We start from the raw sequence: 16,644 nt of genomic DNA on the forward strand, positions 1-16,644 counted from the left end.
GTTTATTATTATCCACTGATTGGTCTTTTTATTTTTTTAGTAGGCCTTCCAAATTCATCTTGTTCAGAGATAATTTTTTGTTCAGCAGAGTTTTCAAAATTGTCTCGAATCATTTTCTTTTTTGGAAGATAGTCTATTAAATTTTTACGCTGATCCAATCTGTATCCATTTCCCCATGAAGTTGCAATTGCTGGACTATTATCATTTAGTTCTGAGTTTCCAAGTGCTTTTGAGATTTTCTTTCTCAATTTACACATAAATACATCTACAATTTTTTTCCCAGGCTCATTGCAATCAGCATTGTAAAGATGATCTAGAAATGAATCTTTGTGCAAGAATGAATCTTTTCTTCTTGCAAGTAATTCTAGTATATTGTATTCAGTTTTTGTTAACATTAAATTTTTATCAGATATAGATACACATTTACGCTGCAAATCTATTACAAATGTTCCAATTTTTATCACAGAGGCTGAATGTCCATTGGACCTTCTAATAACTGCATTTAATCTTGCAAGCAATTCTTGTTTGTCAAATGGTTTTGGAAGGTAGTCATCTGCGCCATTGCATAAAGCTTTGACTTTTTGTGAAGTTTCAGAAATAGAAGAAAGAATGATAACAGGAGTTTTGATTTCGCATGCTCGCATTCTGCTTAAAAGCTCTTCTCCTTTTAAATCGGGAAGTATCATATCCAATATAATTGCATCATATTCGTATAATCTAGCAGAATCAAACCCATCTTGTCCGTTGACATCATGGTCACATATAATTCTTTGAGATTTAAGCATTGATGTTATCGCTGAAGCTACTGCCTTGTCATCCTCTATTAGAAGTATTTTCATAGACTTCTCTCCTATCTTTTATAAACAATAAGAACATTTTTCTGCAAAAAAGTAAAAAATATATGAATTTATATATTTTATTTATTTATATTTCATGTAAATTAGCTGTCATTTAAATAATTTAATTTATAATTTTTAAGATTAATACAGTATTAAATTTATTTCACAAATTGCATAAAGTTCTACTAAAGCAATATGCAAATTATATTATTAGAAATAATTTAGAAATAATTTATGAATAAATATTGAACATTAAAATGGAATATCTATGTCAGTATTATTTTGCTCAGGTGAGCTTTGTTCAGATCCTTCTTCAGAATAAGAAGATTTTGCTTCAGAGTAAGAAGATTCTGATGATCCATAATCTTCTGATCCACCAAAGCTATCGCTTCTTGGGAACATTTTTAAATCCATCATTTCAACTTCAACTGTAGTTCTTTTTTGGCCTGCATCATCAACCCAAGAAGATGGTCTTAGTCTTCCTCTTATGTAAACTAAGCTACCTTTTTTTAAGTATTTGGATGCTATATCGACTAATTGTGGATTGAAAACTGCCACTCTATGCCAATCTGTTCTTGAAAATTTCTTCCCTGATTCTTTGTTCATCCACTCTTCTGAAGTTGCTACTGAAAATTTTGCTATCTTTGTGCCTTTTCCATCTCTCACTTCAGGATCATTTCCTAAATTACCAATGATCATAACCATATTTACAGATTTTACCATGGCATCATGCTATCATATGCTACTGCACAACACAATTATTAAAGAAATTTAATGAAAAATATTCAATCTTCAATAAATAATTATTCAATCTTCAATAAATCTTCAATAAATAATACAATTCATTAATGATTCTTAGATCAATTGTGTATTTAGATAGAAAAATCCTTTTTTGCGTAGCAAGCTTGTGTGTTATTAGTTCATTTTGCATGGCAGCATATGGCCCAGCATCAATTTCAAGGCACATCTTATTATGGTCATTAGGAGCTTCATTATCTCTTTATATGCATTCAAAAGATAGTAAGTTATTAATTAAAATATCCAAGATACTATTCATAATTTCAATATTTCTGATAATATTTGCCTATTTTAAGAGCTCAGCAATTAAAGGGTCAAAGAGATGGATTTCTTTATTTGGAATTTCATTGCAACCTTCAGAGCTATTAAAGAGTTCATGCATTATTATCGCTTCAGATTATCTCTTTAGAAAAAAGCATTTTAAATTTTTTGCAATATATTGTTTGGGCATAGCTTTATTAATTAAACAGCCAGATTTTGGCTCAATATTATTATTATTATCTATTATGGCGATACAGCTATTTATATCCAATATTCGCATTATTCATTTATTCTTTTTCTGTTTTTTTTCATCAATATTTGCATCAATGGCAATAGCAAGGCTTCCCCATGTGCAAGCTAGAATTTTCAATTTCATTTATGGAAAACAATCTATTCTTGAAGGAGGATATCAAGGATTTATGTCAATTCAAACTATTAAATCTGGAGGATTTTTTGGATTAGGAATAGGAAAAGGAATTATTAAACAATACTTGCCAGACGCATATTCTGATTTTATTTTTGCTGTTGTTGGAGAAGAATTGGGTGTTGTTGGATGCGTTTATTTAATTTATATGTTTTTGCTGTTAGGGTATTCTGCTTTTTTTAATAATAGAAAGCTGTATAGATCAGTTGAATATTATATAAATACTAGTTGTATCAGTATTTTTTTAATACAAGCTTGGATCAATATTGCATCTGCATTATGGATAATACCAACAAAAGGGATTACTCTTCCATTTATTAGTCATGGAGGAACTTCGTTATTGATATCTTTCTGGACTTTATCCGGAATATTAATTTCATCTAGAAAGGCTAAATTTAGCAGAGAAATTATGCCGTTTGATACATGATTGATAAACAATAAAAAATGCGTAATAAATATATACGATAAAAAATGTATAATTAAACATGAAAAAAGATTAAAAAATAAGCAAATAAGTTAAAAAAGCATAGCAGTATAAAAAAATGTTTGAATATTGATGTGTGTATTTTCTATAATTGAATTATGCAGCAAGAATTATTAAGAGAAATATATGATTTAGGGTTAAAATTACTTCAAAAACAAGCGAAAGAATATGATTGGAATTTGCATGCTAGAGATTCGCAAAAAATACCATCCTGGAATTGGAGAGTGTGGCTCTTGATGGCTGGGCGAGGATTTGGAAAAACAAGAACTGGAGCAGAATCTATTAGAAAACTTGTTTCGCAAGGGTATAGAAATATTTGCTTGCTAGGAAAGAACAAGGAAGATGTTAGAAAAATAATGATTGAAGGAAAAAGTGGATTACTGAATATCTATCCAGAGCATGAAAGGCCTAAATTCTTTGCTTCTAAGAATATTCTTCAATGGCCAAATGGAGCTATTGCGCAGGTTCATAGTTCAGATTCATATGAAAGCTTGAGGGGTCCTCAGTTCGATTTAGCATGGGTTGATGAGTTGGCGAAATTTAGCAATTTAGATGAAACTTGGGATCAACTGATGATGACTATGAGATTAGGAATTCCTAAAGTTATAATCACAACAACTCCCAAACCAATCTCCTTGTTACATAAATTGTGCAAAAGAAAAGATACTCATTATACGACAGGAAATACATTGGATAATGAGAAAAATTTATCTAAAGAGTATTTGGAATACATTAAAGATGAATATGGAGGCACTAGCTTTGGAAAACAAGAGCTTGATGGGGAGTTGTTAGATGATATGAAAATGTGGTCAGATGAGAATATTTATAGAAAAAACAAGAGCTCTATGAAATTTTCTAATGTCATTATTGCGATTGACCCTGCTGTGACAAACAATGAAAATAGTGATGAAACTGGAATAATTGTATTGGCAATGTCTAATGATGAGATATTTGTTCTTGAAGATAAAAGTGGAAAATACGCTTCATTTGATTGGATTAAAATTTGTGATCAAATGTGTGAAAAGTACAAAACAAGAACAATTGTTGCTGAGGTAAATCAAGGTGGAGATATGATAGAAGATTTATTAAGAATACAAAATCCAAATATTGATTTTCATGGAATCAGGTCTATTCATAATAAAGTTACTAGAGCTCAGCCAGTAGTTTGTTTATATGATCAAGGAAAAATTTTTCATGTTGGTGTATTTGAAGAGCTTGAAGAGCAAATGAAATCATTTCCTGGATTTTCAAAGTCTCCTGATAGAGTGGATGCGCTAGTTATAGGAATTAATTTTCTTAGATCTAAAAAAAGACTTGCACGAGTTTCCATAATTTAAATTTATTTAGAAGTTAAAAAAATTATTTTCACAATTTAAAATATCAAATAGCAATTCTACGTATTAGAAAATATAAAAACATTTTTAAAGTGCAATAAGTTGTATTTGAAAGAATGAATATTTCCAAATCGCAAAATCACATATCGTAAAACTTTAAAATATTTATAGTAATTTAAAATTATAACTAAATCATATATCATAAAACTTTAAAATATTGATAGTAATTTAAAATTATAACTATAGCTATAATTATAATTATTTATTAAATCTCATCAAGATATTTAAAATAGTATATGTAGTATAAATATTATTACCAATCAAAAAGCATGTAATCAAATTTTGAAAATTTTAATTTTTTTGTTGAAAATATTAATTTGAAGATATAGGTGGCGAGAGCGACGGGACTCGAACCCGCGACCTTCGGCGTGACAAGCCGACGCTCTAACCAAGCTGAGCTACGCCCCCTATGAGATAAATTTATACAAAAAATACCTGTCTGTCAATTATAAAAGGTAAAAATAATATAAATTACTCATCAATAAAAGATATAAAGAAACTATTATTGATTATTAGAATTACTTTAATAATTTACTTTGAATTCATTGTGCCGCTTAAGTTATTTGCGACTATGAATTGTTGTGCCATTCAATTGCTAGAGGTCTTCCATTTGCAGAATCATACATATTTTGACTATGCTGGCGCAATTCTTTTGCCTTTTGACTTGTATTGCTTATTAGTTCTTTGTTATTTGAATAAGCTTCTTTTCCTTGGTTGTATAAGTCCTGAGCTAGCGCAAGAGTTCCTTCTTTATTTTCTTTTTGTGCTTTGCGTGCTTTTGTTACAGTGTCATAACCGCTTTGAGCTTTTTCATATACATCTTTTGCAATATTTCTATTATCTTCACTCTTTACAAAATCTACAAAACCAGAAGCTGATTTTTTGAATTGATCATTATTTGCCAAACTTTTACCTGCATTGAATGCACTTTTACCTGCATTGAATGCACTTGTTGCAGCGCTTGAAGCGCTGTTTTTCGCCCATTGAGCCCCTCTTGCTCCTGCATTGAATGCGCTTGCTGCAGCACCTGGAGCACTGTTTTTCGCCCATTGAGCTCCTTTTGCTCCTGCATTGAATGCACTTGTTGCAGCGCTTGAGGCACTGTTTTTCGCCCATCCAAACATTCCTTTTGCTTTGCTAGATGCAGAGTTAAGCAAATTATTTCTCTCTTTGGGTTGATTGTCAAATAACGGCATATTTGCTTGATTAGGAGCATATACATGTTCTTGAGCATCCAATAAAGAGATTGGAGGCGCGCTTGGAACAGTATTTGTTTCATAGTTTCTATAATTTGCCTGCGCAATAGGAGCAGAAGATCCTTTTAGAATTGGTGGCTCTGGTTCCATATACATTGGTGGCTCTGGATATATTGGAGCCTCTGGTTCCATATACATTGGAGCAGAAGATCTTTTTAATGTTGAAGTTTTTTGTGTATTTGAGTTGTTGTACCCATATACATTTTCAAACATTTTTTGACGCTCAATTTCATTTGCTGTTTGGTTAGAAGATACTCTTCTTCCTGAGCTTTTTCTTCCTGAGCTTTTTCTTCTAGCATTTCTTGCTTGAGAAGATGTTTTTCTTTTTACGTTACTAACTCCTGCATCAACACTTAAACAAGACATTAATGCGCAAAATATTGCAAAATTCTTTTTATTCATTTGTTTTCTCCTGTACTATAACAATACTTAGTTTGAATTAAGTTTGTGTAAAATTTAATTACAGGATGCATGTAATATTCATATGAATTTACAATAAAAGCATATTAAAATTAATTCATTATTTTCCACAGTAATAATGATTTTTAAAAAGCTGCAAAGTAGATGAATTAGAAAATGCAGGTTGAATTATTATTGATTGCGTGAAAAAGCTCGATTAATATTATTTAGGCAATACATAAGAAAGATTTGATATAAATATTACATGGAAAATTTTATGGAAAAACCTTTGTTCAGAATGATTTTATAATTTTATTAATAATGCTAATTTCATTGGTAATTTTAAAATTATATATAAATCTATATATCTCTCATTTCATTCTCATGTTTTTAATTTTTGAAACAGTTGAATTTCTTATTAGCATAAATGAAGTTTGCGCTAATATCTTTTTAATTTATTTTGCTTATTTGCTTGTTTTTACTCATCTCATGCTTTATATGCAGACAAGCTTGTCATTAAAGATTCCAAATAGTCATCTTTATAATTTCTCATATCAGTATATTGATCTAAATCTTTTTCTGCTGGCCTAAAAACAATTTTTTTCATTTTATTTTTATGAATTTTTTCTATAATTTCTAGTGATTCTCTTCTTTCTTCTTCTGTGTTGTATTTGATCGAATAGATAGATTTTTTTATTGAAACTAAGCGTCCATTATCTATAAATATATCATTGCTAGATATGCAAGTATCCATAAATATTCTAAAATTTCCCCCTTCATTCATTTCAACCAATCCGTTTATTATTCTTTCTCTTTCAAATTTATTTCCTTCATAGAGTTGTTCAAATCTAATTCCACGCAATGTTCCACGCAATGTTCTTCCATCGTCGTTAACTTGATATATTTCATCATGTTTAGCATTATAAAGATTTTGTTTAGCATTTTGTAACTCAGCTATTTTAACTTTTAACTCTTCTTTTTGCTTTTCAAATTCTTTTTGTACTTCATCTGCTTTACGTTCTAAATTTTCGATTTTAGCAGCATTGATTTGATTCCATGACAGAGTTGATGTATGATCAATTAATTTCTCTGAATTCATGGCTAGCGATTTTTCAATTTTAAAAAGAAGTGATGCCAGCAGTATAACTTTTATATTTTTCATACATTTATTTTATATGCATTATGCGCAAATTATAAGCGCAAACTATATTGAAATATGCACAGTTAAGATGTGAATAGTAATTATGATTTGTTTGATTTATGATTATTTGATATATAATCAGACACTTTTGAAAAATTGATTTCTTGTATTTCTCCAGGACTTAAATTTCCCAATTTAAATGGCCCGTGTTGCACTTTCTTTAATTTAAATATTGTCATATTGCATTTTTCGCATATTCTTCTTATTTCTCTATTTTTTCCTTCGCGTAGCTCTAATCTAATTTTATAACACCCAACTAATTTTGTTTGATTGGTCATATTGATTCTCATTAATTCTTGACCATCTAAGCATGGATTTCTGATCTCAGAAGCAAATGATCTGTCTATATGGTTTACATATATGTCGTAAACTCTTTTATAGTTTGAAGAAGAGAATATTTTCACCAAACTTGGAACATTAGTTAAAACAACCAATCCTTCAGACATATAATCAAGCCTTCCTAGAAATGTAAGATGCTCTCTAATATTTATTATGTCAAAAATAGTTTCGTATCCATCTTGCGGGTTGTGGGTTGTTAAATACTTGATTGGTTTGTGAAATATAAAAACTTTACTAGATTTCTTTATTTGTCTTCCATCTACAGTTATTTCATCGCTATTGCTAACTCTTTCAGCGCATTCATTTATCCTGATTCCGTTTACACATACGCGCCCATATTGAACCAATCGCTCTGCTTCTCTTCTACTGCAAAAACCCATAGAAGAAATTGCATGTCCTATTTTCTTTTTATCGTCATTTTTGCTTAATTCATTTGCATTAGCATTGTTTTGCAAATTATCTTGATCTAAGTTGTTTAAATTGCTCAAAACATAATTCCAAAATTATTTACAATTAATTGAATTCCTTCTGCGCTATCCCAATTGAATTCAGGATTCTCCATTCTATACTTTACTTTTCCATCTTTTATCAAAAGAACTATAGGTTTATTTTTTGCAGACATTTTTTTGGAAAAAGAATTTTTATGATCAACAAAGAATTCCATTTCAAATTTATGATGTCTTTGAACAGATCTTAATTGAGGCAATATTTCTTGATCTTCATAATCAGTATTTATTATTGCAACAATTTTTATTTTATCTTTAAAAATACTATTAATTTTCCCTAATTTTAAAATAGAAATCATAGAATTTCTTACTAAAGATTGACCTTGATTTTTATTCAAATCACATATCAGTATCATTGCCGGTCCATTTTCTTTGGTTGAAATTTGAGCATTTTCATTTTCTAAAACAACATCTTTAGAAAATCCATTTTGATAACCAAAAAAACCTATAGCAAAAAATACTACTATAAATAGAAAATTACGTACTTTTTTTATTTTGCAAAACACAATAACATTTTATACTAAAAAAATTAATTTTATGATAGAATAGCTCGTGGATTTTTATCAAGTAAAGGGCGGATATAATTTTTCTGGACAAATTCGATGCGGAGGCGCTAAGAATTTATCCATTAAAGCTATAATTGCTACTTTGCTTTCTGATAATATTTCTATTTTAGAAAACATTCCTGATATATTAGACATTAAGTCTATCAAACATTTGCTAAATGAAATAGGAGTAAAGTTTGAACATAATAAAGACGTAATTTCAATTGATGCAGGAACAATAAATAATTTCATAATTAAAGAAAATAAAGATGTTTTATACGGAAGAACAACCATCTTGTTATTAGCTGCTTTAATGCATAGAAGCGACATTGTGTCTGTTCCGAAAATGGATGGATGCAAATTTGGACCCAGATCGACTGATTTTCATTTCGATATATTGTCTAAATTTGGAATCAAAATGTCCGAAGAGGAAAATCAATATATAGCCAAAAAAACTTCTAAGTTAGTTGGGCAAAAAATTACTCTTCCTTTTCCATCTGTAGGTGCTACAGAATTTGGCTTGCTAATTTCTGTTTTGGCTGAAGGAATATCTGTTCTAGACAATGTTGCTACAGAGCCAGAGATATTGTGTTTAATTTCTCTTCTTCAACAAATGGGAGCAAAAATACATTGGACTGGAAAAAGTGAAATAACGATAGAGGGTGTAAAAACTTTATATGGAGCTAATTACAGAATTATAAGTGATCGCATTGAAACAGCCTCATGGGCGGTTCTTGCTGCTTGTAGTGATGGATCAATAGATGTGCATAATGTAGATAACATTGAATATCTTTCAACTTTTCTTGGAATATATCAAAGAATGGGTGGGGGATTTCAGAGAATACCTGAAGGAATTCGTTTTTTTCGTAGAGAGAAGCTAAAAAGTATATCAATTGAAACAGGAGCATATCCTATTTTTTCTACTGATTACCAACCTATGCTTACTTTGATGATGTCGCAAGCCGATGGAATTAGCTCTGTGCATGAAACATTATTTGAAGATCGATTGGCTCATTTAAAGAATTTGAACAAATTTGGAGTTAAGAGTGATGTAGTTACAAATTGCATTGGATCTCCTTGTCAGTTTCATCAACAAAATCACAAACATAGTGCTTTTGTGTGCGGAAATGCTCAATTAATAGCTCCAGATGAAATTATAGAATCTGAAAACTTAAGATCAGGAATGACTTATTTGATAGCCGGATGCTTGGCAAAAGGCATTTCTAAAATAGGAAATATACATCTAATTGGAAGAGGGTATGAAAATATTCTTGAAAAATTACGATCATTGAATATTGATATAAATCTAATTAAAAGAGGTGAAAAATGAATAGAAATAACAATAATTTCAGAAAAAATAATAATTTCAGAAATAAAATAGTGCAAAGTAAAGAAAATACATCTTTTGATATAGATAATAATTCTCTTTGTTTCGTCCCATTGGGCGGATCTGGAGAATTTGGACTAAATTTAAATTTGTACCATTGCAACGGAAAATGGATTCTTGTCGATTTGGGAATGAGTTTTGAAGACCTTCCTGGATCAAATATAATATTGCCAGATATAAGCTTTATCAAAACTTTGAATCATGAAGATATATTGGGGCTTGTCATTACTCATGGACATGAGGATCATATAGGAGCAATTCCCCATCTTATCAAAGAGTTGAATATTCCTATATTTGCAAACCCATTTACATCTTCTCTAATTAAGAAGAAATTAGTGGATCATGGGGTAAAAGCTACTCTTAATACAGTTGAAATGGGTAAAGAATTTTCTCTTGATCCGTTCAAAGTTAAATTGATTAATGTTACTCACTCAATTCCTGAAAGTGCGATGGTTTACATTAAAACTCCTTTGGGAAATATAATGCATACTGGTGATTGGAAATTGGATGAAACTCCTGTTGTTGGAGATAAAACTGATTACAAATCACTAGAATCTGCAGCTAAAGATGGTATTTTGGTTGCTGTATCTGACTCAACAAATGCTATGATAGACACTGAAACTGTATCTGAAGAAGCAGTAAAGAAATCTATTGAAAAAATAATTGCTCAACTTGATAAAAATAGAATAGCGATGGCATGTTTTGCTTCTAATGTATCAAGAATTGATTCATGTGCTAGATTAGCGCAAAAATATGGAAGAAAAGTTGCTCTTGTAGGAAGATCTATTCATAAAATAAAAGAATCTGCCTATGAGCATGGATATTTCAACAATTTGCCTGATTTCTTGACAGAAGAAGAAGGGTACAGAATGCATAAAGATAAAATATTGTTTATATGCACAGGATCACAAGGTGAGCCAAACTCTGGATTGAAGAGATTATCTGAGAATGATCATGCAAAAATTAAATTGGATAAAGATGATACAGTTATTATTGCTTCCAAGACAATTATTGGAAGAGAAAAAGAAGTATCTGAAATGTTGAATAATTTTGCAAAGAACAATGTGACTGTTATAACATATTCAGATGAAAATCCAATTCATGCTTCTGGACATCCTGTAAGAGATGATCTTAAGAAAATGTACAAGATTTTGAAACCAAAATTCTTGGTTCCTGTGCATGGAGAAAGATTGCAACAAAATGCACATGCAGCACTTGGTGAAGGTATGGGAATTAAATCTGCTGTTGTTAAAAATGGTGATGTTCTTAGAATAGACCTAGGTGGAATGCGCATAATTCATAATTTCCATGTTTCTAAATCTGTTTTGGATGGAAAAGGAATTGTCCCATATAACGGACAAACAATGAGTGAAAGATATTGGCTAGAAAATGGATGTGTTTTTGTTAGTGTTCTAATTGGAAGCAAGGGATACTTTAAGTTGATCACAACATTTTCAGGAATATGCGAACAATTTGATCCATTGAAAGAAAATATCAAAGAAAGCATAAGAAAAGTTATTGCAGGACTGGATCAAGAAGACAGAAAAGTTCAGAAAAAACTTGCAGGAACGATCAGGAAGGCAATAAAATACACAATGTTTGATTTGCGTGGAAAAGATCCTGCTGTATTTGTACATTCTACCATATTGGACAAAAGACCTCCTGTATCTATAAATAAAGAAGGCAGAGAGGTTAGAGGAAACAATAATTCTAAAGAAAATAGAAACATTAAAGAAGATAAAGACATGCAAATTGATATAGTAGAAGAGAGAGAATCAGATACTTTAGACTGATTTTTTCAATAAAAGCTTCAAATATCAATCATGAAAATGCAAATTGTTTGTATTTGAATTTATAGATATTATTTAGATATCTGCAATTCTATTATTTGATCTTGCAAATAATTCAATTTATTTTCTAAAATCCACCTTGACTTACATTGGTGCTTCAGATTATTTTTTAATTTCTATAACTCTAGAATTTAATTTTGTTTTGAGTTTTTAAAGATTTTATCTTCTTGAAACTCTTTAAGTCTTATCATTTAGTCATTTTTTTTTAACTTCTAGAAATTCTTCATATATTTGCAATGCTTTAGCTTGCTTTTTAGATTTAACTTTAGTTGTCAAGCATTTATAGATAGGTTAGATATGTAGTTTTGGCTTATTAAATACAGGAAGTTTTCATGATTCATTTTATAAATTTATATGCATTTGCGATAATTGTATTTCATCGATTTTGCTATTATATTGAATTTCAGATAAATTTTCTAATCAAACAAAATAATTATCATTAAGTAATAAGAATTAATCGAAGAATATGATTTTTATGCTTGGCATTTTGTCATTATAATGAGGAAAAGTTTATATAAATTGATCTTTTTTGATTGTATAAATATATTGTAATGAATTATGATCTATAGTCGATTTATTTTCATTCAATTTATTTTTCATCTTATGAAACTTCAGCATTTGGATTTATTTTTTGATTTTAGAAATTTCTGAGTTGTTTATAATTTTGTAATTTGAGCTTGCAATCCTTCAATTATTTATTTTTCAGTTGATATAATTTTTATATTTAGCTATACTTTTCAGGCTTTTAGAGATTTTTGAATAACTTTATATTCTTAAATTTTCCTTCCAAATCAATCTTGAGATTATTGAAAACTTCTCAATCTTCTTGCTTTAGTTTGATTGTTCAAATTTTGCAATTTGATTTCATGTCTATATCCGCTCTTTTGATTATCATTAAAAAGATAGATTTGCATCTTTGACTCTTTTTTGAAAAATATTTAATTCAAGAAATTATTTAATTAAAGCGTTCTGCAATTAATCAAAGTATATAACATATAAACTGCATGACTTCTTTTGCATAAATTGGAAAGATTTTTCATTAAATAAAAGTGCTTATATTTTCAATGAATTAGATATATTGAATTTTGTAAAGCATTTTTTGTGCCAATATTTTCATTATTTTATTTGTAGATTTTAAGAAATACATTAAATTAATACATAAAGAATATTAAAACTATATTGTTAATGTATTCAATTTTCGCAAGCTGTAGTGCGATAGTTATGAATTAAGATAGAGTTGTTGATTGCGAACTGAGCTTAGTTGAAAGTAGGGCATGGGGTTGAAAAGTAAATGCGTTGCTCAAATTGCAAATATAAAGAAATGAATATGCAGAGAAGAAAGATGATGAAGAAATTCTTAAGAATGCTTTATCTGAAAAAATAGCTAGTGGAAATTATATTAGAGATGATGGAAGAAATTATGTTAGAGAAAGAAAATTGTATGGAATGTTGAATGCAATTAAATTTGAAATGAATTATTTAGGAAGTCCATTTTAAATAGCTAAATATTCAGAGAATTCAATAACAATGAATCAAGGAAATGCCATTAAAATATTGAGAAAACCTTATGCTCATTATGATGAAGAGACATGGATAGATGATGGATATGCAATAAAAAAGGAAAATCATTGCTCAATTATTAAGGAAGAGAAGCAGACAGAGATTTTAGAGATTTTAGAAATAAAAAAAGTTGTTTTCCAGCCACTATCTTTAGATGAGCACGCTATTATAGAAAAGAATTCTTCTATGAGCATAGAATTAACAAAAAATAAAAGAGTTGAGAGAAAAATTTCAAAATGATCTTGAAGAAATTGACAGGCAAGGAAATTTTATGATTCGTGAAATGCTAATTGGGAGAATAGTAGTAGAAGCTAAATCAAATAATGGGATAAAAATACAGAAGAAGATATTTTGTAAACAACACTTTGCAGAATTTTGTAGCATTATCAATGCAAATAGTAAAAATAATTACGGGGTTCCAAATGACATGAGTGATAAAAAATATCTCGAGAATGTAGTAGGGGTCCCAAAATATCCAATGGCAAGCGAAGAAGAATATTTGAAATTTCAAGCGTTATAAAGGCGCAAATGGACAAAACTCTCTAATCCTAATATAATTCCTTTATAATGGAAAAAAATTTAGATCAACCTAACTTAAAGCAAAAGATTTTTGAAGAAGAGCTGCAGTCTTCATATTTAGATTATGCGATGAGTGTTATAACTAGCAGGGCAGTACCTGATGCTTATGATGGATTGAAGCCAGTTCAAAGAAGAATTTTATATTCCATGGTAGAAACTAATTGTATGCCAGAGAATCCTCACAGAAAATCTGCTCGTATTGTTGGTGATGTTTTGGGTAAGTATCACCCTCATGGAGACTCTGCAATTTATGATGCAATGGCAAGAATGGCTCAAGATTTCTCTATATACGCGCCATTGATTGATGGTCAAGGTAACTTTGGTTCTATTGATGGAGATAAGCCTGCTTCTATGCGTTATACTGAGGCTCGTCTTGCAAAGATTGCGAAGTATCTTTTAGAAGATTATGACAAAGATACAGTTGATATGTATCCTAACTATGATGGAACTCTTGAAATTCCTGAAGTATTGCCGGCTCGTTTCCCTAATTTATTAGTTAATGGAGCTAGTGGTATTGCTGTTGGAATGGCTACATCTATACCTACACACAATTTATCTGAAGTAATAGATGCTACATGTGCTTTTATTGACAATAGAAATTTAACCTCAATAGAGTTGATGCAATATATTCCTGCTCCTGATTTTCCATTAGGTGGAGTGATTTTTAAAGGCAGCGGCTTAATAGATATTTACACAAAAGGAAGGGGAAGTTTTACTGCAAGAGGAAAAATGCATCAAGAAGTTGTAAATGGAAGAAATGCTCTTGTAATTACTTCAATACCTTATCAAGTTAATAAAGAAAATTTGATGGATAAAGTTGCTGATTTAATGCAAACAGAGATTTTGAATAGCATTCATATATTTAGAGATGAGTCAAATAAAGATGGAATGAGAGTGGTTCTAGAATTGAAAAAAGATGCTGAGCCTAATTTGATGACTAGTAGAATCTATAAATTCACTCAAATGCAAGTTTCTGTTCATGCTAATATATTGGCCTTGCATAATAATAGGCCAAAACAATTAAATTTAAAGCAATGTTTGGATATTTTTCTTGATTATAGAGAAGAAGTCCTTATAAGAAAAACAAAATTCTTCTTAAATAGCGATAGAATAAAAGCGCATGTTTTGTGGGGATTGCTTTTGGCAGTTAAAAAATTAGATGAAATTGTTCATTGCATAAAAACTTCTAAAGACACACAAGAAGCGCAAGGTCGTTTGCAACAAATGGAATGGTCTTGGGATGATATTAAAGGATATCTTAACTGCATTAGTGAGAGCTGTGAGCCTGTAGACCAATATTTCTTTTCTGAAGAGCAAGCAAAAGCAATATTGAATCTTAGGTTGAGCAAATTAACAGGTCTTGAAAGAAACAAATTATTAGATCAATTAGAAGCATTAGGAGAAAACATAAGAGAGTATCTAAAAATTCTTAATGATCGTAGTGAGAGATTTAGAATTATTAAAGATGATTTATTAGAAATTAAAAGATTGTTTGGAAATCCTAGAAGAACAGATCTTGATATTAATTTAGAAGAAATGACTGATGAATCCTACATTACATCAGAAGATATGGTCGTTACTTTGAGTAGTAATAAGGGTTATGTAAAAAGCATGCCTTTGTCTTCATATAGATTGCAAAAACGTGGAGGAAAAGGAAAGATCGGCATGGTGTCAGATGATCCTGTAGAGCATATGTTTGTTGCAAACACCCATCAAGAAGTAATTTTCTTCAGTAGTTTGGGATATTCATATTCCATGAAAGTTTATAGATTGCCAACTGTTAGCGCAGGAGGTAATAAAGGTAGAGCATTAGTGAACTTTTTCCCTCTAGGTGGAAATGAAAAAATTATGAGCTCATTAGCGCTTCCTCTTGAGATTGATGATAAAAATACTATGATTTTCATAACTTCAAAAGGATATGTAAGAAGAAATGCAATTAGCGATTTCCAAGGAATTAGATCAAACGGAAAAATTGCTATGAAACTTGGAGATGATGAGAGATTAATTGGCGCAATGATTTGCAGCGACGACGATGATATGTTGCTGACATCATCTGCTGGAAAAGTTGTAAGATTTTCTATAAAAGACGTTAGAATATTTAATAGCAGATCATCTCATGGAGTTATTGGTATGAATTTATCTGGAGATGAAGATAATCAAATTGTTTCTGCAACTCTAATTAGCCCAGAAGATAAAGCAATGATTTTGACTGTTAGTGAAAATGGATATGGAAAGCGTAGTGAAGAAAGTAATTACAGAAGATCTAAACGTGGAGCAAAAGGTGTTTCAGCGTTAGATGTGACAAAAAAGACAGGAAAAGTTGTTGGAGCATATAGAATAGATAGCAATAGTGAGATTTTGATGATGAGTGAAAATGGACAAATAATCAGATGTGGATCAAATGAAATACGAGTTGCAAGTAGAAAAACACAAGGCGTGCGATTGGCTAGATTAGATAATGATAAGCTAGTGAAAGTAGTTGCGATGAATGAAATAGAAATAGATGACAAAGAAGAAGGGGACGAGGAAAACAATCAATAAAAATTGATTTTTCTGACAAGAGGTCATTTTACTTATCTTGCTTATCTTGACTTCCTTTATTTTGCTAAAGATAGGCATTATACTAAATTTTGCTAATTTAAATTGTTAATTAAATTTATTAGTTTTAAATTATGAAATGAATATTATGTTTAAAAAGAAAATTATTCAACAAATAGAATTTGCCGGATATCGGAATCGAACCAATGACCTACTGATTACAAATCAGTCGCTCTGCCAACTGAGCTAATCCGGCAATAAAAGTATTATACTTAAAAAAGAAA

General features: G+C 30.0%; 13 protein-coding genes and 2 tRNA genes. 7 read left to right on the top strand and 8 right to left on the bottom strand.

The features are described 5' to 3' along the window. Nucleotides 1–8: 8 nt before the first annotated feature. Nucleotides 9–839 (bottom strand): response regulator transcription factor, encoded by an 831-nt coding sequence (locus FZC35_RS00800; RefSeq protein ID WP_148980769.1) that lies wholly within the window; start codon nt 837–839, stop codon nt 9–11. A gap of 252 nt (nt 840–1,091) precedes the next feature. Continuing rightward, nucleotides 1,092–1,562 (bottom strand): single-stranded DNA-binding protein, encoded by a 471-nt coding sequence (locus tag FZC35_RS00805; protein ID WP_148980770.1) that lies wholly within the window; start codon nt 1,560–1,562, stop codon nt 1,092–1,094. Nucleotides 1,563–1,687: 125 nt separating this feature from the next. Between FZC35_RS00805 and FZC35_RS00810 the strand changes: the two genes are divergently transcribed. Both FZC35_RS00810 and FZC35_RS00815 read left to right on the top strand, forming a co-directional pair. Next, entirely contained in the window at nt 1,688–2,749 is a 1,062-nt protein-coding gene (locus tag FZC35_RS00810; protein WP_148980771.1) for an FtsW/RodA/SpoVE family cell cycle protein, read from the top strand. A gap of 155 nt (nt 2,750–2,904) precedes the next feature. Continuing rightward, nucleotides 2,905–4,143: a terminase large subunit domain-containing protein gene (locus tag FZC35_RS00815; RefSeq protein ID WP_148980772.1), complete on the top strand. Its 1,239-nt coding sequence runs from the start codon at nt 2,905–2,907 to the stop codon at nt 4,141–4,143. Between the two features lie 387 nt (nt 4,144–4,530). On the opposite strand, the gene FZC35_RS00820 is transcribed toward FZC35_RS00815, so the two are convergent. From FZC35_RS00820 to FZC35_RS00840, 5 genes are all read right to left on the bottom strand, one after another. Next, a tRNA-Asp gene (locus FZC35_RS00820) sits at nt 4,531–4,608 on the bottom strand. 161 nt (nt 4,609–4,769) lie between these two features. Then, nucleotides 4,770–5,858: a hypothetical protein gene (locus FZC35_RS00825; RefSeq protein ID WP_148980773.1), complete on the bottom strand. Its 1,089-nt coding sequence runs from the start codon at nt 5,856–5,858 to the stop codon at nt 4,770–4,772. 484 nt (nt 5,859–6,342) lie between these two features. Then, nucleotides 6,343–7,017: a hypothetical protein gene (locus FZC35_RS00830; protein WP_148980774.1), complete on the bottom strand. Its 675-nt coding sequence runs from the start codon at nt 7,015–7,017 to the stop codon at nt 6,343–6,345. A gap of 80 nt (nt 7,018–7,097) precedes the next feature. Then, entirely contained in the window at nt 7,098–7,883 is a 786-nt protein-coding gene (locus FZC35_RS00835; RefSeq protein WP_148980775.1) for a pseudouridine synthase, read from the bottom strand. Next, the gene (locus FZC35_RS00840; protein ID WP_148980776.1) at nt 7,880–8,407 is read right to left on the bottom strand and encodes a hypothetical protein; all 528 of its coding nucleotides are present in this window, start codon (nt 8,405–8,407) and stop codon (nt 7,880–7,882) included. Before FZC35_RS00840 ends, FZC35_RS00835 begins: the two co-directional genes overlap by 4 nt. Before the next feature lie 46 nt (nt 8,408–8,453). On the opposite strand from FZC35_RS00840, the gene FZC35_RS00845 reads away from it, so the two are divergent. The 5 genes from FZC35_RS00845 to gyrA all read left to right on the top strand — a co-directional run bounded on the left by FZC35_RS00845 (nt 8,454) and on the right by gyrA (nt 16,363). After that, complete coding sequence (locus FZC35_RS00845; protein ID WP_148980777.1) at nt 8,454–9,776, top strand: UDP-N-acetylglucosamine 1-carboxyvinyltransferase; 1,323 nt, start codon at nt 8,454–8,456, stop codon at nt 9,774–9,776. Beyond that, entirely contained in the window at nt 9,773–11,626 is a 1,854-nt protein-coding gene (locus FZC35_RS00850; protein WP_148980778.1) for a ribonuclease J, read from the top strand. The genes FZC35_RS00845 and FZC35_RS00850 overlap by 4 nt, the downstream gene beginning before the upstream one ends. Before the next feature lie 1,584 nt (nt 11,627–13,210). Beyond that, the gene (locus FZC35_RS00855) at nt 13,211–13,483 is read left to right on the top strand and encodes a hypothetical protein (RefSeq protein ID WP_148980779.1); all 273 of its coding nucleotides are present in this window, start codon (nt 13,211–13,213) and stop codon (nt 13,481–13,483) included. A gap of 31 nt (nt 13,484–13,514) precedes the next feature. Then, nucleotides 13,515–13,763: a hypothetical protein gene (locus FZC35_RS00860; protein WP_148980780.1), complete on the top strand. Its 249-nt coding sequence runs from the start codon at nt 13,515–13,517 to the stop codon at nt 13,761–13,763. A 47-nt stretch (nt 13,764–13,810) separates the two neighbouring features. Beyond that, on the top strand, nt 13,811–16,363 hold the full coding sequence (gyrA, locus tag FZC35_RS00865; protein WP_148980781.1) for a DNA gyrase subunit A: 2,553 nt from the start codon (nt 13,811–13,813) through the stop codon (nt 16,361–16,363). Between the two features lie 180 nt (nt 16,364–16,543). On the opposite strand, the gene FZC35_RS00870 is transcribed toward gyrA, so the two are convergent. After that, nucleotides 16,544–16,616 (bottom strand) — tRNA-Thr (locus tag FZC35_RS00870). Nucleotides 16,617–16,644: the final 28 nt, after the last annotated feature.

It is taken from the genome of Candidatus Cytomitobacter indipagum (genome assembly GCF_008189285.1).
Taxonomy (GTDB): domain Bacteria; phylum Pseudomonadota; class Alphaproteobacteria; order CAJXXZ01; family 1604HC; genus Cytomitobacter; species Cytomitobacter indipagum.